This window comes from Enterobacter cloacae complex sp. 2015409 (assembly GCF_041365315.1).
In the GTDB taxonomy this organism is placed as follows: domain Bacteria; phylum Pseudomonadota; class Gammaproteobacteria; order Enterobacterales; family Enterobacteriaceae; genus Enterobacter; species Enterobacter pseudoroggenkampii.
In genome coordinates, this window is the sequence record NZ_JBFTVM010000001.1 from 237,539 (window position 1) to 258,277 (window position 20,739).

Consider the following 20,739-nt stretch of genomic DNA (forward strand, 5'->3'; position numbering starts at 1 on the left):
GATAGTGAACAAACAAGGAACACCCGTTGCGGAACATTCTTTAAGTAAAGTCGAAAAAAATGTTAAAGTTGTTCTGCACAAGTCATGTCAGTGTTATTTTCGCATAGAGACGCTTGAGTTAATTTTTATTGATGAGGGCGATGCCGCGGAGCTTGAAAAACTGATGAGCAAGCTTAGCGAGGTAATAGATAAACAACATAAGGCCAAGATCAATTATTCTCAGGCAATAGAGGATTATGGTAATAATCTGAAAGATATTGCGAATAAAGATAAATTGCCTGGATATGAGGATAAGATCACTACGGCTGAAGCTGCTCTCGACAAAGCAACGAAAAATCTTCAGGCTGAACTAGGTGAATTTGATGAGAGTACGGGTTATAAACCCGTGGTTGAGATGATTCCTGTTCAACCCTTAAATAAAGGAATGTTTGGACGTTGCTACTCTTATATAAAACAGTCTGATTATGACGCGCTTAAAAGCAAATTTACTATTCTTTCGGTTGATACATTCAGCGGTGATGCGATCTTTACTAAGGATGATAAAGGCAATATTACCGGAATCAATATCGGTGCGTTAAAAACTAAGCTAGTTGCTGCACAAAATGCCATCAAGCAGATGATGGATAACACCATGACGGTCAGTGGAGATATTAGCTATGAAGCTACGCTGACTGAATGGGCTAATGCATGGAATAATCAATATAAAGAATATAGTAAAGACGGTAATTATATTGATGTTTCTGCTGGCGCGCAATTCTTGAGGCTTACGGCTAATGCCTCAACGTTGAATACCTGGAACCCGGATACGGGGAATGTACATATTAAAGGCGAGGCGAAAGCGGCTTTGACCGTCTTTTGCGGCAAAGTGAATTCAACTATTTATGTTCCAGATCGGGTCGGCTGGGAACTAAAATTTATGGTAAGTGATACCAAGGAAGCGAAAATTGGGATTTTGAGAGCAAAGATTGAGGGGGAGTTGAGGGGGTATGTAGGCGCCTCGGCGCAGGCGGAAGGCAACCTGCAGTTTGTTACGTTTGGTAATAAGCAGTTGCTGATGGGAAACCGAACGCCTGGTTCGCGTTTCGCTACCCGAAAAAAAGAAGGCGTAACAATTAAAGACAGCAAAGAGAACCCAAAAGGGTTGGAACTTAAAGGGGAAGCCTTTGGTGGCGCAAAAGTCGGTGGTAGCATGGGGGGGGCTTTGCAATGGTTAAAGCCTTTCGATTCGCTGGTTGACGAACTCCCGAATATGTTGCATACCTTTGGGCTGGATTCTCCGGCGCTAAAAGAAATTCTTCCTCCCATTAGTCAGTCAGAGAAGAAAAAAGGAGCGTATCTGGGGGAATTTCAGGATTTCGCTTCGCTAACTCTTGGGGGCGATGCGGAGTTAGGCATAGGTTTGAGTGGTGAATTTAAAGTCCGTTTCGTAAAAGGTAAGTTCAGATTCCATATTAAAGGTAGCCTCTGTCTGGGCGCAGGTGCGAAAGGCGAGGTAGAAGGTGAAATTACGCCTGAACTGTTTCCTGAGTTTGCTATCTGGGTTATTTATCAGTTATATGGCATTGATTATAAGCATTTGACTATAATTACTAAAGAAGCGTTTATGGCGTTATCTTATGTTTTGATTATGGGGGGGCGAGCTATTTATGAGGAATATTATAAGAGTATTTCTGCTGAATTTGAAGATATAAAGTCGGATTTTAATGATTTTATTGATAAAATATCAACGCAGCTAACTGATGCCAAGCGTAGATCAACAGAGCGTAATGATTTTGCGAACGTGATTAATGCTAAGCCTGGCAGTGTGTATCTATTTTCTCCTGAGGCAAAGGGTATTGCTCTATATATCCTTATGGGTGACGGTGCATATGACCGTATAGATATCAATAATCAGGGGGATGGTTTTTTACCTGACCCCAATAAAAATAGAAAGAAAGCTGTATTACATATTTTGTCCAGCATTCAGACGAAGCGGGAATGGAAGAAGGTGTTGACACGCATAACAAAAGATGGAAGCGTCCGCCCTGGCAAGGAAGAGGCAATCGTCAAGCTAGCTCAGGAAGATTTAGCAATATTCTTACAGATAGGATTCAACCGGGATAAAGAACTCGAGGCTATTATTGATAAGTTAAACCTGAGGGATTTTGATGAAGTCATGAGTCGCCTGAAAAATAGCCCTGCCTACGGATATGCATTCTCACCGAACTGTTCGAAACAGTATTTTTTACACTGTGACGAAAACCCGTTTTATTCCTCGTTATGTCATTTTGTGCCTGTAGATACCCAGTATAACCAAAAATGGGAGAGAAATGAATAATGTCAAAAAATCGTCTGGGTAAATATAGTCTCATTTTAATGGTTTTTGTCAGTGGTTGTGATAATTCAGCGAGTGCAATAAAGCATACACCGCAAGAGAAAGCAGAGATTCAGCGCTATCTAAGCCGTGTTAAAGCGGATTTAGTCTATGTCCATGGGGGTACCTTCTGGATGGGCGATTTCTGCAAGAAAATGAGGGATGGTGGTCCCTACTGCTCACCAGAGAAAGACACAAAACCACTTCATGAAGTAGAACTCAGTAGTTATTCGATAGGTAAATTTAAAATCACACATGAAGACTATAATTTTTATCTAAAAATGGCAGGTTTGCCAGAGAAGCGTTTCGAAAAAAAATGGAGGAATGATATATTAGCTGAAATGACGCACTTTAATAATAGTCCTGCTATAGTAACCTGGAATGAAGCAAATAACTACTGTAATTGGTTGAAATATGAAACTGGATTACCCTTTTCCCTCCCCACTGAAGCCCAATGGGAATATGCCGCACGTAGCCGTGGAAGGAATATTTTAGTGGCAACGGATGATGGGGTTTGGCGAGAAAATGAGAAAAATGGAGAAGGAGAAAACTATGCAACTGATGAAGACCGAAATAAAGTTGAAGAACGGTTTGGGGTAAATGGTTTGCTTGTGTTTTTTCCAGTTGATAAGTATCCACCAACTTCATTCGGTTTATATGGCATGGCAGATAATGGTTATGAATGGGTTAAGGATTGGTATGACCCTGAATATTATCAACACTCCCCAAGGAAAGATCCTCTGGGGCCAGAAAAACCTGTTGTTAAAGATGAGGATACCGGGCAGTACTGGAAGGTGCGGCGCGGAGGAGATCATCCGGATCCTACTGGCGATGTTGGTCTGACTTTTTTCCGCGGTTATAATATTCCAGATAGTGATTACCCTGATGGCACAACAGTCCGATGCGTGGTTAATAATGCGGAGCCTGTAAATTGAAAAATATAAAAAAGCAATGGAGTATTTTATTGGTTCTTATTATTTGCGGTTGTGATGATTCAACGAACTCAATAAAACATACCCCGCAAGAACAAGCAGAGATTCAGCGCTATCTAAGCCGTGTTAAAGCGGATTTAGTCTATGTAAAAGGAGGGACTTTCTGGATGGGCGATTTCTGCAAGAAAATGAGGGGAGACGGCCCATACTGCTCTTCAGAAAAAGATACTAAACCACTTCATGAAATTGAATTGAGCAGTTTTTCCATAAGTAAATTTAAAGTTACCCATGAGGACTATAAGTTCTACCTCAAAATTAATAATCTGCCTGCCCAAACATTCGACAAAAAATGGAAGAATGCTACATTGGCAGAAATGAATCATTTCAAAAATAGTCCAGCCATAGTGAATTGGACTGAAGCCAATAATTACTGTGTTTGGTTGGGAAGGGTAACTGGTTTACCCTTTTCACTCCCGACTGAAGCTCAGTGGGAATATTCTGCTCGTAGCCGTGGTCAGTATATTCTTGTAGCAACTGATGATGGTGTGTGGCGAGAAAATAAAAAAAATGGGAAGGGAGTAAATTATGCTACGGATGTGGATCGCCAGGCTGTAGAGGATATGGTCGGGATTAATAGCACATCCGTTCATTTTCCCGTCAATGCATATCCTCCATCGCCTCTTGGACTTTATGGCATGGCCGATAACGGTTATGAGTGGGTGAAGGATTGGTATGATCCTAATTATTATAATGTAGCCGACAAAAAAAATCCGCAAGGGCCTGAGAAACCTGTTATTAAGGATGAGCGAACAGGCCAATACCGAAAAGTATTGCGTGGCGGTAATAACCCAGACCCCACCGGTGATGTAGGATTAACATTTTACCGTGGTTTCAGAATTACAGATAACCCTTATCCTGTTAGCACTACGGTTCGATGTGTAGTTAATGCACCTGACCCAATAAAAGAATGACTGACTCACTTTTACTAATGTTCATTTATAAACACTTCAGGTATTTATAACGATAATAACAGGAGGTGATATGAATAGTGATCGAGTTATTCCTCTTTCGGAATTAAAATGTCGACTTATGGAATTGAATCAGGATGGCGGTATTCCGTTTTCTGTAATTGAGCAAGGAGATAAGCTAGTTGCTTCATGGAAGATTGTGGATGCGAAATGGATCGAGTTATTCGGCGTTGATGGCCTGAAGAAGCAATACAAACTGACATTGATTTTTAATGAAGCAAAGAACAGAGTGAGTTACAGAGAAAAATCAACCGATATCGAAACTGAACTAAGCATTGAGGCAGTGGGTTTAAAAAAACAAGTTCAATGGGGTAGTCGCAAAGAATTTAGTTTTGAAAAATCCTGGGGGATAAAAAAGATGGGGCGATTGGAGAACAGTATTCTTATAAATTTAGTTCATCAGATATAAAGAGTCCTGTATTTAGTATTGTCAATGGCTCAGGTTGGGAACTCAAAAAAAGCTTGGTGGATAAATATCGCTCCATATTTCTCTGGCTTATCTTTATCGCGATGGTGTTACTCGGGGCTATGTATTATCTGGTTTAAAGGAATAATTATGCAGGGTGTAATTCGAATTAATGATAAAACGACTCACGGTGGCACTGTAATTGAAGGAAGTTCCGGTGTGAAATTTATGGGGTTAGAGGTTGCTTGTCTGATGGATAAAGTAACCTGCCCTATGCATGGTCAAACGTTTATTGCAGAGGGCGATGAAGGTTCAAAAATTAATGGCAGACCTGTTGCATTACATGGCCATCGCTGCGGCTGTGGTTGTACGCTCATTTCTTCATTACTTGTTGCCGGAAAACGTTAATTATGCCAGTTGATCTTAAACAGATCCCGAAGGCAGAGCCATTACCCGTTCCTCCGAGTAAGTCTCGCTGGGTTCTAGCGATTGTTATTATCCTGATTGCGGGAGCCTTATTGGTGCTTTCTTTTTGGCCAAAAGGGTTGAGTACGCATTCCGCCTGGTTCTGGTTTTGTTCGCTTCTTATTCCTTTCTCGGTGGGAATGGCCGGTTATATTGCCAGATTAAGGCACTATGAGAACGAACGAGATCGCGTGATGTGGTGGAATCATTTACACCAAAAGCAGCATAATGAACAAGTTTTATTGGGGCAGCAAGCCGTTGGAGTGCTTGGGATGAGCTATACCACGCCTGTTGCCAGTAACAAACTTGCTGCAGCACTTTTGCAGGGATCAAATGCACTTCAGACAAACTATTATCCATCTCTTCAGTCCACGCTGACTTCGGCCTCACTCCATACGGCATCGAAAGTACGTAATGAAGCCGAGTATCTGTCCTTCCTGGATGTGGTACTGACCCGCGTTAGCCAGCAGTTACACGGAGAGATAGCAAAATTCACCGGTAACTTCGTTGTTCGCCTTCATCATGATGGCGTGTTGAAAGATGAGCAAATTTTCACTACCTGGCGAAGAGCTTTTCCTGAATTACATGCTGTTAACGACATTACCATCAGTACCGAAAACAATGGATTGATGTGGGTAGATGAGTGGCTCGACAAACAGGATGATACGCTGCTCCTTTCCGTTGAAATCAATTTATTTCTACTGGCCCGCGATCGACAGGCGGAATCGGTATCCGCTTTATTGCTGGCTTCTCCTTTGTGCATGGAGCGGCTGCATATTAAACCGCAAGCGTGGATACACCGCCCGGTTGTTGTGGGAGATGCCGAAAATAGTGTTGCGGATACTGCAAATTGGGGAAAAGTAACTTCTGGATTACCCTGGTATTTCTGGCGGGCCCAGGTGAAAAACGATGCACTGTCCGTTGTTCTTCAGATGATGGACAAGTGGGGATTTTTAACTGCTAAAAAAGGGGAGCAGGTTCTGGATGATGCCTTTGGCAGGCCAGCTGCTGCAGTGGGCAATATAACGCTGATTTGCGCTTGCGAACATGCTGTTACTTCGGGTTTGCCTCAGTGGTTACTTGTTGGCGCTCGTACTACCCAAATGGCTATTGTCCGCCCTGCATAATGCTACGCAAAGGATAGTGATGTGAAAAAGAAAAAACGCCTCAGTACCTGGCTAGTCGTACTGCTCATTGCGGCTATAGGCGGTGGACTGATATGGACTGAAAATCCCTTTGTTTATCTTCGTTCTCCAGAGAAAAAAATGGCGGCTTCCCTGGCTGTCTCGGGCTTATGTTTGTTCATTTTACTCTGTGATGATTTATTTGTCCGATTGTGGCAATGGTTTATTTCTTTAAGTTTTATGAAACAGCTTCGTGAATTAACCGGGAAAAGTCATCAAACGGAACACATATCGCGTGCGGAGCAAGGAAAATGCAGTGAAACGATTAATATTCTCCACCTTGCTATGCGCAACCTCTATGGCCGTCGCTGGGGACGCAAAACGCGCATCCTCCTGATAACCGGTACGGCGGCTGAAGTTGAGCAACTGAATCCCGGCCTCACCACCCAGCTCTGGCAGGAAGATCGCGGCACGTTGCTGTTGTGGGGCGGTGACCTCAACACCCCAGCCGACAGTGTCTGGCTGACCGCACTGCGTAAGCTGCGCCGCCGTCCGGTGGATGGCATGGTGTGGGTCACCTCAGCATTTGATAGGCTTTTAGCGCCGGGGTTGGAGCAACCGTTACCGGTTCCCTCTGAAAGCATCATGGATTCCCTGTCTCATGCCATCAGTAACCGCATGGATGCGCTTGGCTGGAAACTCCCCCTGTACGTCTGGTCCCTACATCCGCGCGCCGGTAAGCCGGAAGGCCGCATCGTGCAGGCGACAGGTTGTCTGCTGCCCGCCGGATGCAGTCTGGAAGCGCTGGCTGACCAACTCGCGGCACTGACGCCGGCATTGACCTCACAGGGTGTGCAGCAGACCTGTGACAAGGTAAGGCATAACTTCCTGCTGTCCCTTGCCGATCAGCTCATTCGTGAGCCGGAAAGCGTGACCGCACCGCTGTCGGTGATGCTCAATCCGTATCGCCCGCTGCCGCTGGCCGGTGTGGTGTTCAGTCAGCCTTCAGCCGGTGCAGAACGCACTGTGCCGCACCACTGGGGCATGGATAAGCGCTGGAATGTTCTGCCTGAATCAGTCCGGACGCTTCCTGACGGGCTGCGTCCTCGCAAGCCCGGTATTCCATGGCGCAAGGTAATGGCATCTGCTGCTGCGCTCACGATGGTGAGCTGGGTTATGTGGATGGGCATCGCGTATGTCACCAACCGCAGCCAGATTGCAGGTGCGAATGCCCAGACCGCACTTGCCGCCCTACAGAATCAGCCGCTGGAGCAGCGCCTGCACGCGCTGTCTGAACTTCAGAAAACCATGGCCCGTCTGCAGTACCGCTCTGAGCATGGCGTGCCGTGGTATGAAAAGGCCGGGCTGAGCCAGAATAACGCCCTGCTGGCCGCACTCTGGCCACGCTATCAGGACAGCGCGTTGCCGCTGTTGCGGGATGCGGCTGCAGACCATCTGCAGAAGCAGGTCAGTGCCTTTAACGCGCTGCCTCCGGATAGCCCGCTGCGCGAGCAGAGGGCAAAAGCGACCTATGACCAGCTGAAACTTTACCTGATGCTGGCGCGTCCTGAGCATATGGATGGTGCCTGGTTTAGCACGGTGCTGCTTCAGGACTGGCTGAAGCGTGACGGTGTGAAGGACGGTATCTGGCTAGGCGTGGCCCCGTCGCTGCTGTCGTTTTATGGTGCACAACTGGTCACACATGCTGAGTGGAAACTGCGAGCTGATGAAAACATGGTCAGCCAGGCGCGTTCCCTGCTGGTTCGCCTGATGGGGGTGCGTAATAGCGAATCGACTCTGTACCAGAAAATGCTTTCACAGGTGGCACATCTGTATGTGGATATGCGTCTTGAAGATATGACAGGTGATACCGATGCTGCCCGCCTGTTCAGCACCACCGAAATTGTACCTGGCATGTTTACCCGTCAGGCCTGGGAGCAGGCCGTTCAGCCCGCCATCGAGAAGGTGGTGAAGGCGCGCCGGGACGAGCTCGACTGGGTGCTGACTGACAGCAAACGTCCGGTCAATAAGCAGGATGAAATCTCCCCGGAAGCACTTAAAAATCGCCTGACGGAGCGTTATTTTGCCGATTTTGGCGGCGCCTGGCTGGAATTCCTCAACAGCCTGCGCTGGAACCAGGCCACCACGCTGTCGGACTCCATTGACCAGTTGACCCTGATGGCCGACGTGCGTCAGTCGCCTCTGGTGGCGCTGATGAACACTCTGAATGTTCAGGGGCGTACCGGACAGACAGGCGAAGCGATATCAGATTCACTGGTGAAATCAGCCAAAAATCTGCTGGGTGGCGACAACAAAGATGCCATTGACCAAAGTGCCGGTGTTCATGGCCCGCTTGATGCGACCTTTGGCCCGGTCCTGGCACTGATGGATAAAAGCCGCACGGGAGCACAAGAGCAGAGTCTGCAGTCGTATCTGACACGTGTGACGCAGGTGCGTCTGCGTCTGCAGCAGGTGACCAATGCCGCCGACCCGCAGGCGATGACCCAGACCATTGCCCAGACCGTATTTCAGGGTAAAGCTGTGGACCTCACCGAAACCCGCGACTACGGCAGCCTGATTGCCGCCGGTCTGGGGCAGGAGTGGAGCGGCTTTGGCCGAACGGTGTTTGTGAATCCAATGGAGCAGGCCTGGCAGCAGGTGCTGACCCCTGCGGCCAACAGCCTCAATGCCCAGTGGCAGCAGGCGGTAGTGGCTGAGTGGAACAGTGCCTTTGGTAGCCGCTATCCGTTTAACAACTCAAGTAGTGATGTCTCGTTGCCGCTGCTGGCCAAATACCTCAACGCGGATTCCGGGCGTATCGCTCAGTTCCTGCAGACCCGTCTCAAAGGCGTGCTGCACAAAGAAGGAAACCACTGGGTGCCGGACAGCATCAACTCGCAGGGGCTGGCCTTTAACCCAGAGTTCCTCAATGCCATTAACACCCTGAGTCATATCTCCGATGTGGCCTTCACCGAAGGCAATGCAGGGATGAACTTCGAACTACGTCCAGGTACTGCCGATGGCGTGATGCAGACCACCATGATTATCGACAGCCAGAAGCTGATATACGTTAACCAGATGCCAGCCTGGAAGCGCTTCACCTGGCCTGCGGATACTGAGGCTCCTGGTGCGAACCTGAGCTGGATAAGCACCCAGGCAGGCACCCGTCAGTATGCGGATATTCCAGGCGCCTGGGGCTGGATACGACTGCTCGACAAAGCTGCCGTCAGTGCTTATTCGGGCGTGGGTAGCAGCTACAGTCTGAGCTGGACGGCGCAGGACGGTCGAACACTCAATTACACCCTGCGTACCGAAGCGGGAGAGGGTCCTCTGGCGCTGCTGAAACTGCGTAATTTCCGCCTGCCAGAGACCATCTTCAGCACGAAAGGCGTGGCAGCATCAGACCAGGTCGCCAGCGCAAGCAATGATACAGAGGACGTATATTGATGAGCACGCTCAACGCTTTACTCCGCGCCTGCCAGACTGAGCAGGAACCACTCCTTGCGACCACCCGTGAGCGGGTTAGGCTCTGGGATAGCTGGCTGCAGCCGCTGTCCGGTCCATCTCCTCAGGGTGACGACCCGGGTTATGACGATGACTTTCAGCAGATGCGCGAGGAGGTCAACAAACTCTCAGGTGCAGATACCGAACTTATCTGCCAGCTTGCAGAGAAGCTTCTGACCACGACCGCCAAAGATATCCGTGTGGCCACCTACTACTGCTGGGCAAAGCTGCACCGCGAAGGTGAGCAGGGGCTCGCTGAAGGTCTTGAACTGCTGTGCGGCCTGCTGGAGCGCTTTGGTACACAACTGCATCCACAGCGTGAGCGCAGCCGTAAGGCGGCACTGGAATGGCTGGCGGGATCGCGAATGACTGACTCTCTTTCCCTGTACCCCGAAGTGGTCAGGAACGATGCGATACGTACCACCGGGGCACTGCTGTTGATAGAGCAACTGACGGAAAATGAGCCGGATGAAATCCGACCGGAACTCAATACGCTGTATGGTGCTCTTGAAAGCCGCTTGCAGAAAGCGGGTGGTGTGGATGCGGTTGTGCCGCAGAACGCCAGTGCCTGCGAAACCCCTGCGACTGCTAGCCACTACGATGCCCCGGTCATCGGACGTATCACCTCCGGTCAGGATTTGCTGGCACAGGCCCGCACGCTCGCCGAATATCTGCGCGAACAGCCGGACGGGTGGCTGTCCGCACACCATCTGATGAAGAGCCTGCGTCACGATACTCTGCGGGCAATTCCGGCCCCGGATGCGCAGGGCCGTACCCGCATCGAACCGCCAAGAGCAGACCAGCGCGCGTTACTTAAACGTCTCTATCTGCAGCAGAACTGGGTAGAGATGCTTGAAACGGCAGATAGCGCCTTTTCCCGCGGTGCTAATCACCTTTGGCTGGATTTGCAGTGGTACATCCACCAGGCCCTGACGAAATCAGGTCAGGACACTCTGGCTGGCATTATTGCCGCTGACCTGAAAGGGTTGCTCACCCGTCTGTCCGGTCTGGAAACGCTCGCGTTCAGTGACGGAACGCCATTTGCGGATGAAGTAACGCTGAACTGGATCCAGCAAAGCGTGATGGACACAACTGGCGGGTGGGGCAATGACACCCCATCCGCTCAGATGTCTGCCAGCAATGATGACATTCTGGCGCTGGAGCCAGAAGCCGTGGTGCTGGCGGACAGTGAAGGCCCGGATACTGCGCTGGCCTGGCTACAGAAGCGCCCGGGTGTGACCACCGATCGCCAGAAGTGGCTGTTACGTCTGCTGATGGGCCGCATTGCTGAGCAGTACGGTAAAAATGAGCTGGCGATGCATCTGTTTGCTGAACTGGGTGATCGCGCCAGAGACGTGACTCTCAGCAACTGGGAGCCTGAGCTGCTGTTCGAGGTACAGGCCCGTCATCTGAAACTCCTGCGCCTGAAAGCCGGCCGCAGTGAGGCTGATAAGGCACGACTTACACCGTTAATGGACAAGTTACTTGCCGGGCTGATCGCTGTCGATCCAGCACGTGGTGCCGTGCTTTGCGGTTAAATGCACAGGAGCAGAAAAAAATGGAAGATTTGACTCTGCGTTATTACGACGCGGAAATGCGCTACCTCCGTGAAGCGGCTAAAGAATTTGCCCAGACCCATCCGGACCGGGCAGCCATGCTGGACCTGGATAAAGCCGGCACACCCGATCCGTATGTAGAGCGCCTGTTTGAAGGCTTTGCTTTCTCTATGGGGCGGCTGCGCGAAAAGATTGACGACGACCTGCCGGAGCTGACTGAAGGACTGGTCAGTATGCTCTGGCCACATTACCTGCGGACCATTCCGTCACTCTCGGTGGTCGCGTTCACGCCTGCGCTTCAGACCGTTAAGATGGCAGAGGTGATGCCCGCGGGGCTGGAAGTGTACTCCCGCCCGGTGGGGCCGAAAAATACGGTCTGCCGTTACCGCACAACCCGCGATGTGATGCTCAACCCGCTGAATATCTCTCGGGTGACCATGACCACTGAGCCGGACGGGCGCTCGTTACTGCGAATGCGCTTTGCCTGCAGCACACAGGCGGACTGGTCCCATGCGGACCTCAGTGACCTGAGCCTCTATCTAGGGGCGGATGCACCGGTCAGCAGCCAGCTACACCTTATGCTGACCAAACGGCAGGCCGCACTCTATATGCGCCTGCCTGGTCAAACTGACCGTATCCGGCTTGACGGATATTTCTCACCGGGCGGCTTTCGTGACGAAGACTGCCTGTGGCCGAAAGGCGATACCGCGTTCAGCGGCTACCAGCTTCTGCTGGAGTATTTCACCTTCCGCGACAAGTTTATGTTTGTCCACCTTAACGGCCTTGAGGGCATCACGCCGCCAGCGGGGGCTGAGTATTTTGATGTTGAAGTGGTGTTCAGTACGCCATGGTCATCTGACCTACCGGTCACTGATGATGCGGTTCGCCTCCACTGCGTGCCGGTGATTAACCTGTTTACGCTGGAGGCTGACCCGCTCACCATCACCGGGCTTGAAAACGAATACCTGCTGCGTCCAAAACGTCTGCAGGACGGACATACCGAGATTTATTCGGTGGATTCAGTCACTGGCTCAAACCGCACCAATGACGCGGAGTATGTTCCGTTTAGCAGCTTCAGGCACAAGGGCGGGATGATGCGCCGTTATGCTCCCCCCCGTTATTACCACACCCGCGTTAAGCGCAGCGTGACCGGGCTCTATGACACCTGGCTTATCCTTGGCGGGCACCAGTGGGAAGATGACCGCCTGTTTGAGCGTGAGGCCGTGTCGCTGCAAATCACCGGCACCAACGGTCAGTTACCACGCCGGGCATTACAGAGCACACTGCTTGACCGCTGTGAGCAGGTGGTGAGTACGCAACTTTCAGTACGTAACCTCTGCAAACCAACGCTGCCAGTCTATCCGCCTTCTGAAGACCGCTTTCACTGGCGGGTTCTGAGCCACCTGGGATCCGGTTTCCTGAACATGATGAGTACCGCCGAAGTGCTGCGCGGCACGCTTGCCCTGTATAACTGGCAGGAAGATGAAATGAACACCCGGCGTCTGGAGGCGATTCAGCATGTAAAGCACCATCGCCTTCAACGCTTTGAACAGGGCTACCTGCTGCGGGGGCTGGATATTGAGGTAACCCTCGACAGCAACGGCTTCACCGGTGAGGGTGATATTCACCTGTTCGGTGAAATGCTCAACCGATTCTTTGCGCTGTATGCCGATATGAACCAGTTCAACCAGCTTACCCTCATTGTTCAGCCAGAAGGAAAATGCATCCGGTGGAAAGAGAATCACAGTCCGCGTCTGCCAGGCTGATAGCGCAACTGGGCGACCGGCTGCCGTACATGAATTTTTACCGTTTCTGTCAGCTACTGGAGCAGAGCCAGCCGGATAAACCGGTCACCGGCAGCACCTGGCAGGTGCGACATGAGCCGGTTCGTTTCCGACCCCATGCGGGGATGGGGTTCCCAGCCTCTGAAATCAAAGGAGCAGAGCTACCGGAACATCCGCACCTTCCACCCACAATCCGTACCACCTTTATGGGGCTCTACGGCGTGGAGTCTCCGCTGCCGACGCACTATATCGATGACATCGCTCAGCGACGGGAAGGGTACGAAGCTAACGCGGACTTCCTCGATATCTTCAACCACCGGCTGATTGCTCAGTACTACCGTATCTGGCGTAAATATTCGTATCCGGCAACGTTTGAAGAAGGCGGTAAGGACAAAACTTCACAGTATCTGCTGGGTTTGGCTGGGCTTGGGATTGACGGCTGCACAGAAAGTATAGCGGCGCCTGCCTCACGCTTTCTGGCGCTGCTGCCGGTGATGTTGTTGCCAGGACGTACTGCGGAAGGCATGGCTTCACTGGTACGTCTTCTGGCGCCTAATACGCAGGCGAAAATCTGGCACCACGACAGGCGTCGGGTACCGCTGAAGAAACCTTTGAGAATGAGCATTAGCCAGCCTGTCACACTGACGCATCGCCCGGTGATGGGCAGTTATGCCACCGATGTGAACAGCCAGGTACTGATGCGTCTGACCACCACAGACCCTGTGGAAGTACCGGGTTGGTTGCCCGGCGGGGTGCTTTACACGGATCTGATGGCGCTATTGCACGTCTATCTTGGCTCTCGCCTGGATGTCCGCCTGCAGCTGTGTGTCGACCGTAGACTGCTGCCGGACGCGACAATGAGCACTCAACCCAAAGCGGGTGCAGTGCAACTGGGCCGCACTGCCGTGATGCGACCGCTGAATGCGGCTAAGACAACATCACACCCAAAAACAATAACCATCAATCTTGGCCGCTACGAGCGCGTACAGGAAAACATTCACCGCAAGGAGACTGATGAAGATGGCGATTACCGCTGGTAAATTTCCTCTGGTTACGCTGGCTGTAGGCATTACGCTGATGCTGGCTGGCTGTGGACTTACTCAGAGTGTTACGGACGGCACTGTCGCCGTGACTAAATCGATTTTTTATAAGCAGGTGAAGATCCTGCATCTCGATATTCGTGCCCGTGAAGCCGTGAACAGCAATGCTGGAGGTGTCGCTCTGTCGACGGTGGTGCGTATTTATCAGCTTAAAGACCGCAAAACCTTTGACAGCATGGACTACCCGTCATTGTTTAAAGACGACAGCCAGGCCGTCAAGGCAGACCTCGTGGCGGAGAAAGATATAAGGCTGCAGCCGGGGGGGGCGGTAACGGTTGATATGCCAATGGAAAAAGATGCGCAGTACGTGGCAGTGGCCGGGATGTTTATGTCACCTGACCAGGAGAACAACACCTGGCGTGTAGTATTGAGCCGCGATGAGCTTGATCCGGAGAAGGCCCGGGTGATTGACGCGGGCAGCAATCGACTGACTCTGCAGGCGCTGAAAGATGAGTGAGTCATCCCGTCCTTCACTGTATGAAACACTTTATGGCAACTTCACCGGCGGCCTCGACCTGCATCAGGTCAGCGAGCAGAACCAGGTCATCCTCTCGGTACTGGATAACATGCAGCGTATCCTCAACTGTCGTGCCGGCACGCTGGCGCATCTGCCTGACTACGGCCTGCCGGATATGACCAAAATCCTGCAGGGCATGCCGGGAACGGCTCATGAGCTGATGGGCACATTGTCTGCCGTCCTGTTCAAATACGAACCACGCCTGAAAAAAATAACCGTTGTCCTGCTGGAACAGAACGTCCCCGGTGAACTGCGCTATGCCATTGATGCTGAACTTAAAGGGATTGGCCTGGTGCGCTACGGGACTGAATTTATGCCCGAAGGACGGGTCCTGTTAAGGCATCTCAGACAACAGCAGTATCTCGACGCCACTCTTCGTATATAAGGTCCGATAACATCATGTCTGTAAAATTACAGTTCCTGAAGAAGTTGCAGGCACGCCAACCTGCACCTGTTCCTGCCATCAGCAAGAGTCAGGCTGATATTGCAGAGTTTCGCCAGCGAATGGCCCAGCTTCAGGAGCAAATGGACGCGTGGCTGACGGATACGGGACTGAATGTGGAGCCACTGACAGTATCCGTTCCGGATCTGCTGGTGGAGGGCGGGGCTTTTGAGATTTCCGGTATCGTTTTGCGCTATGACAGCCGGGCGGTCAAATTTATGCCGATCTTTCTGTATGGGCTGGGCGTCGCAGGTTGTGTCGAGATAACTTTCTGTTCCGGGGACAAGGTGATTTCTCAAGGACGCCTGTTCATGAGGGTGGGGAACGCAAATGGCTGGATCTTTACTCCCCCTGATACCTCATCCCGGTCCGGACAACTATTTGATGAAGGTGTATTTTTCGGTCTGATTTTAGCGCTGCTGCCATAGCGATATTTATGAGTCATTGCACTTTTAAACGCAAAATAGCCCCTCACATCAACTGACGAAATTAACCACACGGATATGCAGGCCCTCCAGGATGACCACACATATAACGTTAAAAACCGGCGGTGACCCGCGCACGCTGCCAGATTACGCCGCCCTCCGCGATGAGCTCAGCAAGCTGACGCATCCTGCTCGCCCGGATGTGAACTGGCAATATGTCGAAAAACGCTGCCTCTCTCTGTTTGAACAAAACGGTGTGGAGTTGCAGACTGCGGCCTGGTTCACCCTTGCCCGGACTCACCTGTCTGGATTGGCTGGCCTGAACGAAGGGCTGGCGATTCTGGAGGCCCTGATTAGCCATCAGTGGGACGTTTTCTGGCCGAAGACGCTACATACTCGTCTGGAAATTCTTAGCGGCCTGAGCCAGCGCCTGCAGCAGCGCATGCGTATGCTTCCACTCAACAATAGCCATCTTAGTGAGCTTTATCGTGCTGAAGCGTTGCTTACCCGGCTGAGTGCGGTGCTCCAGCGCCTTGAACTGAAACACCTAAGCCAGTTCGATACGTTACGAACAATGATACGTTCGAATGCTGAACGGCTGGAAAGCAGTAATGACGCATCCGATCTGAATGCACGCATGATGCCCGGTTGCGAATTACCTCAGGAAAGGGCAGAGCCGGTTGACGAAGTGAAATGGGTTTATGTTGTGCAGCCGGAAAATCAGCCCAATGCAGAGGATCGTGCGACAGCGCATGGGGCTGTCAGACCATGGAAACCCTTTGTCGCCGGGATGTGTTCTATGCTGGTGGTCAGCGTCGCCGTGGCGTGGGGAGGGGGCTTTCTGTCCAGACCCGATCCCTTAACGGCTCAGGCTATTGCCTCGCTGGCACCGTTACCTGAAGCGCTTACACCTGCTCAGCAAGACGCGTTAGCACAGCGAGGCACTTTCCCGTCCACGTTTATCACAGAAACGCAGCAGCAGCTTGCCCGACTGGATAAATTGCCTCCTGACTGGAATATTTCCTACAGCCTTCAGCTGTTAGCGCAACTCCAGGCATTGCGGCCGGAGGAAGCAAAGCCGCTCGCCGTACAGTGGCAGCAAAAATTTAACGCGGCGGCGTTGCCTGCTGAGGCCATGAACAGCTGGTATCAGGGAATGATGAAGCTTCAGCAACTGAGCCACCGGCTGAGTAGTCTGGATGAACAAAAAGGAAAATACATCACGGTGAGTGAGCTTAAATCGGTGGTTTTTTCGACTATACAGTCATTTAACCAAACAATACCGGCTGAAGAACAACTCAGACGCCTGTCACAGCATCCAACAGGAGGTGTGCTTCCTGAAGCCGAAAAGACCCAGCTGGAGTTGCGTCTTAAACAGCTGGCAACGCGTTACGCTCAAATAAAACGGGATTCTTCTTCGCAGTGAATTCTGCGGTGGACAGGCGAATTTGTTCAACAACGCGTGGAAGTCAAAGTGTCCCCTGCAGGAATCGAACCTGCAACTAGCCCTTAGGAGGGGCTCGTTATATCCATTTAACTAAGGGGACGAGGCGGCACGAGTATAGCCTTATTTACACTGTGCGTTAAGCGCATCGCCGCCTGACTGCTCAAAGAGTCACCATTCAGGACAATTTTTTTGTCGATTTATCATCATTTTCCCGTGCCTTAAGCTCAGCTTTGCGTTTGTTCGACATGTCGTTACGGATTTGAGCATGGCTTAACAGCGCGAAGATAAACGTTCCGCCGCAGATGTTTCCTGCCAGCGTCGGAAGGGCGAACGGCCAGAAAAAATCGCTCCAGTGAAGCGTACCGTTGAAGACCAGATACAGTATTTCAACGGTACCGACCACGATATGCGTGGTGTCCGCGAGCGCAATCAGCCAGGTCATCAGTATGATCACCACAATTTTGGCGCTCCCCGCTGAAGGAAACATCCAGACCATTGTGGCGATGATCCAGCCGGAGATGATGGCATTCGAGAACATCTCCACCGGGGTGTTTTTCATCACATCCATGCCAATTTTCACAAACGCGTCCCGGGTGGGTTCATCAAAGATCGGCATGTGTTCAAACGCCCAGGCCGCGATGCCCGTGCCGATGATATTACCCAGCAGAACGACGCTCCACAGACGCATTAATAAACCGAAATTGCCGAGGGTGGGGTTTTGCATTACAGGCAGAACGGCGGTCACCGTGTTTTCGGTAAACAGCTGCTGGCGGGCCATGATGACAATAATAAAGCCGAAGGTATAGCCGAGATTCTCGAGTAAAAATCCGCCGGGTACACCCTCCAGCTGCACATGAAATATCCCTTTCGCAAGCAGAGATGCGCCCATTGAGAGCCCGGCAGCGATGGCTGACCAGAAGAGGGCCATCGCGTCGCGCTCCATCTCCTTTTCACCATCCTGACGTATATGTTCGTGGATGGCCATCGCGCGGGAGGGGAGGCGATCTTCATCAATTTCTATCTTCTCGCCGCGCGCTTTCTCCTCGCTTTCAATTTCAAGTTCCTCACTGTTCTCGCCAATTTTTTCTTCGCCCACGTCTTTCATATTTGCTCCCGGAGGTTGATCTTTTTGTTAAGCGTAGCGGCTTTTATCGGAATGCCTGTGGGGATGCTCTTAAATTGGCGGCAATGGCAACAAAGGTGATACATCTCTTTCAAAAGACATTATAAAATTGCCAGCGAAACGAATTCCAAAAGCCAGGCTATGCTGAGATCAGAGTCACGGTGGTTACTGCCCGTAATTGTGCTCATAGACATCGGTAAACGTGCTGTTACAATCGCTTGCACGTTTACAGACGGAGCGTCAACGGCTCCGTTACGGATGGCAATCAACGATAGCCATACTGAACAGGGAGATATTTATGAAACTTCGGCTGTCGGCGCTTGCGCTGGGCGCGACGATGCTTGTGGGCTGCGCCAGCTCCGGTGAGCAAACGGGACGCTCCGATCCTCTCGAAGGATTTAACCGCTCAATGTATAGCTTCAACTACAACGTGCTGGACCCGTATGTGGTTCGCCCGGTGGCAGTAGCATGGCGCGATTATGTTCCACAGCCCGCGCGTAACGGATTAAGTAACTTTACCAGCAACCTCGAAGAGCCTGCGGTAATGGTGAACTATTTCCTGCAGGGCGATCCGTATCAGGGGATGGTGCACTTTACCCGCTTCTTCCTGAACTCCATTCTGGGGATGGGCGGCTTTATTGATGTCGCAGGTATGGCGAACCCGAAACTGCAGCGTGAACAGCCGCACCGTTTTGGTAGTACGCTGGGGCATTATGGCGTTGGTTACGGCCCTTACGTTCATCTGCCGTTCTATGGCAGCTTCACCGTGCGTGATGACGGCGGCGATATGGTCGATACGCTATATCCGGTTCTGTCGTGGCTGACCTGGCCGCTTTCTGTGGGTAAATGGACGGTGGAAGGGATTGAAACCCGTGCGCAACTGCTCGACTCTGATGGTCTGCTGCGCCAGTCTTCTGACCCGTACATTATGGTGCGTGAAGCGTACTTCCAGAATCATGACTTTATCGCCAACGGCGGTAAGCTGAAGCCGGAAGAGAATCCAAACGCGAAGGCTATCGAAAACGAACTAAAAGATATCGATTCACAGTAAATAAAAAAGGTGAGCAATGCTCACCTTTTTTGATTCCAGTACGATTAGAACGCGTAGTTGAAGTTCGTACCGAACAGCCAGGCTTTACCTTCAGAGGTAAACTCGTAAGGGCCTTCCTGGAACGTCACTTTCTGACCGTGCATATAAGAAACGCCCGCATCGATGGATGCATTCTCGTTGAACGCATATGTCGCGCCTGCACTTAACCAGAAGCGGTCCTGATCCGGAATCGAAATGGAACGCTTGTCTGCCGGAACCGGGCTGTCGTCAAATGCGATACCGGAGCGGAAAGTCCAGTTTTTATCGTAGTAGTAGGTGGTACCCAGCGCAATACGATAGGCGTCGTGGAAGCTTTCGTCCTTATAGAACAGCGTTTGACCATTGGTTCCGGTCGCTTTCAGCTCCTGGAACTGGCTCCAGCTGGTATAGGCCAGGCTATAGTGAATAGCCCATTGTGGTGCAACGCGGTTGTAACCGGACACTTCCCACATTTCTGGCAAATGCAGCGACAGTGAACCTGGAACGGTCTGGTTTGACGTTCCCCAAGGAATGGTGGTACCTGCACCGGGAACCAGGTTGTTCACAGGCTTCAGGATGCCGCTCTTGTAATCGCCGTCGAAGTCAATTTTCACTTCGGAACGATAGGTCAGACCCCAGCGGTTGTTTTTATCCAGTTCGTACAGGATACCGGCGTTCCAGCCATAGCCCCACTCATCACCTTCAAGGCTGGCAATTTTATTGCTGTTTTTTGGCAGGCGAGCAGTCTGTTCCCCGGAATAACGTTCGATTTTGGCATCGGCGTAGACGGCATCAAAGCCCAGGCCAAAACTCCAGTTATCGTTCAGGCGATACGCACCGCTCAGGTTGAGGTTCAGCGTGGTAAGGTCTGTTTTACCGCCGTATTCACCTGCCGGGTAGTTGTTATTGAACTCGGTAGCAAGGCCGTAGTTAGACGTTACGGATGCACCCCAGCCAAACTGTTCATTGATAGGCGCAACGAAGTGCAGGTTAGGGATCCATGCTGTTGGGGCAATATTGTCCGCTTTAAGACTCGCACCCGTATAAGGCGACTTACCGGAAATGTTTACATCAGGATCGATATAAACCGCACCAGCAGAGAAGGTCGGACGATCAAACATCATGATCAATGCAGGGTTACGACTCGCGTTACCTGCATCATCAGCAATAGCGCCTTCCCCGGAATATGCGCGGCCAAGGCCAGAGGAAGAAAATTCGTTTAACTGAAAGCCCGCTGACCATGCGGAAGTGGAGACGAGTGCCACTGCGACTGCCAGCGCAGTCTTGTTGAACAGGGTTTTCTGGCTCATGACCATAACCTCATTGAGTTATTTTTATTCAATAATTGTTACATACCGTAACAGGAGCGCGAAGTGTAGGGTCTGAGGTATGACAGACAAATCAGACCAGTGGCCAGAGTATAGGTCTGACCAGCCGGAATGTTGCAAGTTTGTTTATTAATAT

At 51.1% G+C, this 20,739-nt stretch carries 17 protein-coding genes and 1 tRNA gene; 15 read left to right on the forward strand and 3 right to left on the reverse strand.

Features of this window, described 5'->3' with window-relative positions; translation table 11 throughout:
• Positions 1 to 4: 4 nt before the first annotated feature.
• From ACDO57_RS01100 to ACDO57_RS01165, 14 genes are all read left to right on the forward strand, one after another.
• Positions 5 to 2,317 (forward strand): hypothetical protein, encoded by a 2,313-nt coding sequence (locus ACDO57_RS01100; RefSeq protein WP_370883429.1) that lies wholly within the window; start codon positions 5 to 7, stop codon positions 2,315 to 2,317.
• Positions 2,317 to 3,288 (forward strand): SUMF1/EgtB/PvdO family nonheme iron enzyme, encoded by a 972-nt coding sequence (locus ACDO57_RS01105; protein ID WP_090420016.1) that lies wholly within the window; start codon positions 2,317 to 2,319, stop codon positions 3,286 to 3,288. The genes ACDO57_RS01100 and ACDO57_RS01105 overlap by 1 nt, the downstream gene beginning before the upstream one ends.
• Positions 3,285 to 4,256 (forward strand): formylglycine-generating enzyme family protein, encoded by a 972-nt coding sequence (locus ACDO57_RS01110; protein ID WP_370883430.1) that lies wholly within the window; start codon positions 3,285 to 3,287, stop codon positions 4,254 to 4,256. The genes ACDO57_RS01105 and ACDO57_RS01110 overlap by 4 nt, the downstream gene beginning before the upstream one ends.
• 70 nt (positions 4,257 to 4,326) lie before the next feature.
• A complete protein-coding gene (locus tag ACDO57_RS01115; protein ID WP_024907646.1) occupies positions 4,327 to 4,722 on the forward strand; it encodes a hypothetical protein in 396 nt (131 codons plus the stop codon).
• 147 nt (positions 4,723 to 4,869) lie between these two features.
• Positions 4,870 to 5,127: a PAAR domain-containing protein gene (locus tag ACDO57_RS01120; protein ID WP_071994475.1), complete on the forward strand. Its 258-nt coding sequence runs from the start codon at positions 4,870 to 4,872 to the stop codon at positions 5,125 to 5,127.
• 2 nt (positions 5,128 to 5,129) lie between these two features.
• The gene (locus ACDO57_RS01125) at positions 5,130 to 6,311 is read left to right on the forward strand and encodes a hypothetical protein (RefSeq protein ID WP_061714699.1); all 1,182 of its coding nucleotides are present in this window, start codon (positions 5,130 to 5,132) and stop codon (positions 6,309 to 6,311) included.
• A gap of 21 nt (positions 6,312 to 6,332) precedes the next feature.
• Positions 6,333 to 9,755 (forward strand): ImcF-related family protein, encoded by a 3,423-nt coding sequence (locus ACDO57_RS01130; RefSeq protein WP_032645225.1) that lies wholly within the window; start codon positions 6,333 to 6,335, stop codon positions 9,753 to 9,755.
• Positions 9,755 to 11,350, forward strand: a complete 1,596-nt coding sequence (tssA, locus tag ACDO57_RS01135; RefSeq protein WP_024907649.1) for a type VI secretion system protein TssA — start codon at positions 9,755 to 9,757, stop codon at positions 11,348 to 11,350. The genes ACDO57_RS01130 and tssA overlap by 1 nt, the downstream gene beginning before the upstream one ends.
• A gap of 20 nt (positions 11,351 to 11,370) precedes the next feature.
• On the forward strand, positions 11,371 to 13,134 hold the full coding sequence (gene tssF / locus ACDO57_RS01140) for a type VI secretion system baseplate subunit TssF (RefSeq protein WP_061714702.1): 1,764 nt from the start codon (positions 11,371 to 11,373) through the stop codon (positions 13,132 to 13,134).
• A complete protein-coding gene (tssG, locus tag ACDO57_RS01145) occupies positions 13,089 to 14,192 on the forward strand; it encodes a type VI secretion system baseplate subunit TssG (RefSeq protein WP_061714703.1) in 1,104 nt (367 codons plus the stop codon). Before tssF ends, tssG begins: the two co-directional genes overlap by 46 nt.
• On the forward strand, positions 14,173 to 14,709 hold the full coding sequence (gene tssJ / locus ACDO57_RS01150; protein WP_024907652.1) for a type VI secretion system lipoprotein TssJ: 537 nt from the start codon (positions 14,173 to 14,175) through the stop codon (positions 14,707 to 14,709). The genes tssG and tssJ overlap by 20 nt, the downstream gene beginning before the upstream one ends.
• The gene (tssE, locus tag ACDO57_RS01155) at positions 14,702 to 15,154 is read left to right on the forward strand and encodes a type VI secretion system baseplate subunit TssE (RefSeq protein WP_024907653.1); all 453 of its coding nucleotides are present in this window, start codon (positions 14,702 to 14,704) and stop codon (positions 15,152 to 15,154) included. Before tssJ ends, tssE begins: the two co-directional genes overlap by 8 nt.
• Positions 15,155 to 15,168: 14 nt before the next feature.
• Positions 15,169 to 15,639 (forward strand): hypothetical protein, encoded by a 471-nt coding sequence (locus ACDO57_RS01160; protein ID WP_024907654.1) that lies wholly within the window; start codon positions 15,169 to 15,171, stop codon positions 15,637 to 15,639.
• A gap of 91 nt (positions 15,640 to 15,730) precedes the next feature.
• Entirely contained in the window at positions 15,731 to 17,062 is a 1,332-nt protein-coding gene (locus tag ACDO57_RS01165; RefSeq protein WP_061714704.1) for a VasL domain-containing protein, read from the forward strand.
• A gap of 49 nt (positions 17,063 to 17,111) precedes the next feature.
• On the opposite strand, the gene ACDO57_RS01170 is transcribed toward ACDO57_RS01165, so the two are convergent.
• Both ACDO57_RS01170 and ACDO57_RS01175 read right to left on the reverse strand, forming a co-directional pair.
• A tRNA-Arg gene (locus ACDO57_RS01170) sits at positions 17,112 to 17,183 on the reverse strand.
• A gap of 75 nt (positions 17,184 to 17,258) precedes the next feature.
• Positions 17,259 to 18,188, reverse strand: coding sequence for a formate/nitrite transporter family protein (locus tag ACDO57_RS01175; RefSeq protein ID WP_024907656.1), 930 nt, complete (start codon positions 18,186 to 18,188; stop codon positions 17,259 to 17,261).
• A gap of 316 nt (positions 18,189 to 18,504) precedes the next feature.
• Between ACDO57_RS01175 and mlaA the strand changes: the two genes are divergently transcribed.
• Positions 18,505 to 19,257 (forward strand): phospholipid-binding lipoprotein MlaA, encoded by a 753-nt coding sequence (gene mlaA / locus ACDO57_RS01180; RefSeq protein ID WP_024907657.1) that lies wholly within the window; start codon positions 18,505 to 18,507, stop codon positions 19,255 to 19,257.
• Between the two features lie 44 nt (positions 19,258 to 19,301).
• On the opposite strand, the gene fadL is transcribed toward mlaA, so the two are convergent.
• A complete protein-coding gene (gene fadL / locus ACDO57_RS01185; protein ID WP_024907658.1) occupies positions 19,302 to 20,585 on the reverse strand; it encodes a long-chain fatty acid transporter FadL in 1,284 nt (427 codons plus the stop codon).
• Positions 20,586 to 20,739: the final 154 nt, after the last annotated feature.

What these genes read in the sequence shown, in the direction of transcription:
- ACDO57_RS01115 (WP_024907646.1), top strand. Translation starts at nt 4,327, where the DNA reads ATGAATAGTGATCGAGTTATTCCTCTTTCGGAATTAAAATGTCGACTT.
- ACDO57_RS01125 (WP_061714699.1), top strand. Translation starts at nt 5,130, where the DNA reads ATGCCAGTTGATCTTAAACAGATCCCGAAGGCAGAGCCATTACCCGTT.
- ACDO57_RS01105 (WP_090420016.1), top strand. Translation starts at nt 2,317, where the DNA reads ATGTCAAAAAATCGTCTGGGTAAATATAGTCTCATTTTAATGGTTTTT.
- tssF (WP_061714702.1), top strand. Translation starts at nt 11,371, where the DNA reads ATGGAAGATTTGACTCTGCGTTATTACGACGCGGAAATGCGCTACCTC.
- ACDO57_RS01165 (WP_061714704.1), top strand. Translation starts at nt 15,731, where the DNA reads ATGACCACACATATAACGTTAAAAACCGGCGGTGACCCGCGCACGCTG.
- ACDO57_RS01120 (WP_071994475.1), top strand. Translation starts at nt 4,870, where the DNA reads ATGCAGGGTGTAATTCGAATTAATGATAAAACGACTCACGGTGGCACT.
- ACDO57_RS01160 (WP_024907654.1), top strand. Translation starts at nt 15,169, where the DNA reads ATGTCTGTAAAATTACAGTTCCTGAAGAAGTTGCAGGCACGCCAACCT.
- ACDO57_RS01175 (WP_024907656.1), bottom strand. Translation starts at nt 18,188, where the DNA reads ATGAAAGACGTGGGCGAAGAAAAAATTGGCGAGAACAGTGAGGAACTT.
- fadL (WP_024907658.1), bottom strand. Translation starts at nt 20,585, where the DNA reads ATGAGCCAGAAAACCCTGTTCAACAAGACTGCGCTGGCAGTCGCAGTG.
- tssJ (WP_024907652.1), top strand. Translation starts at nt 14,173, where the DNA reads ATGGCGATTACCGCTGGTAAATTTCCTCTGGTTACGCTGGCTGTAGGC.
- tssG (WP_061714703.1), top strand. Translation starts at nt 13,089, where the DNA reads ATGCATCCGGTGGAAAGAGAATCACAGTCCGCGTCTGCCAGGCTGATA.
- tssA (WP_024907649.1), top strand. Translation starts at nt 9,755, where the DNA reads ATGAGCACGCTCAACGCTTTACTCCGCGCCTGCCAGACTGAGCAGGAA.
- tssE (WP_024907653.1), top strand. Translation starts at nt 14,702, where the DNA reads ATGAGTGAGTCATCCCGTCCTTCACTGTATGAAACACTTTATGGCAAC.
- mlaA (WP_024907657.1), top strand. Translation starts at nt 18,505, where the DNA reads ATGAAACTTCGGCTGTCGGCGCTTGCGCTGGGCGCGACGATGCTTGTG.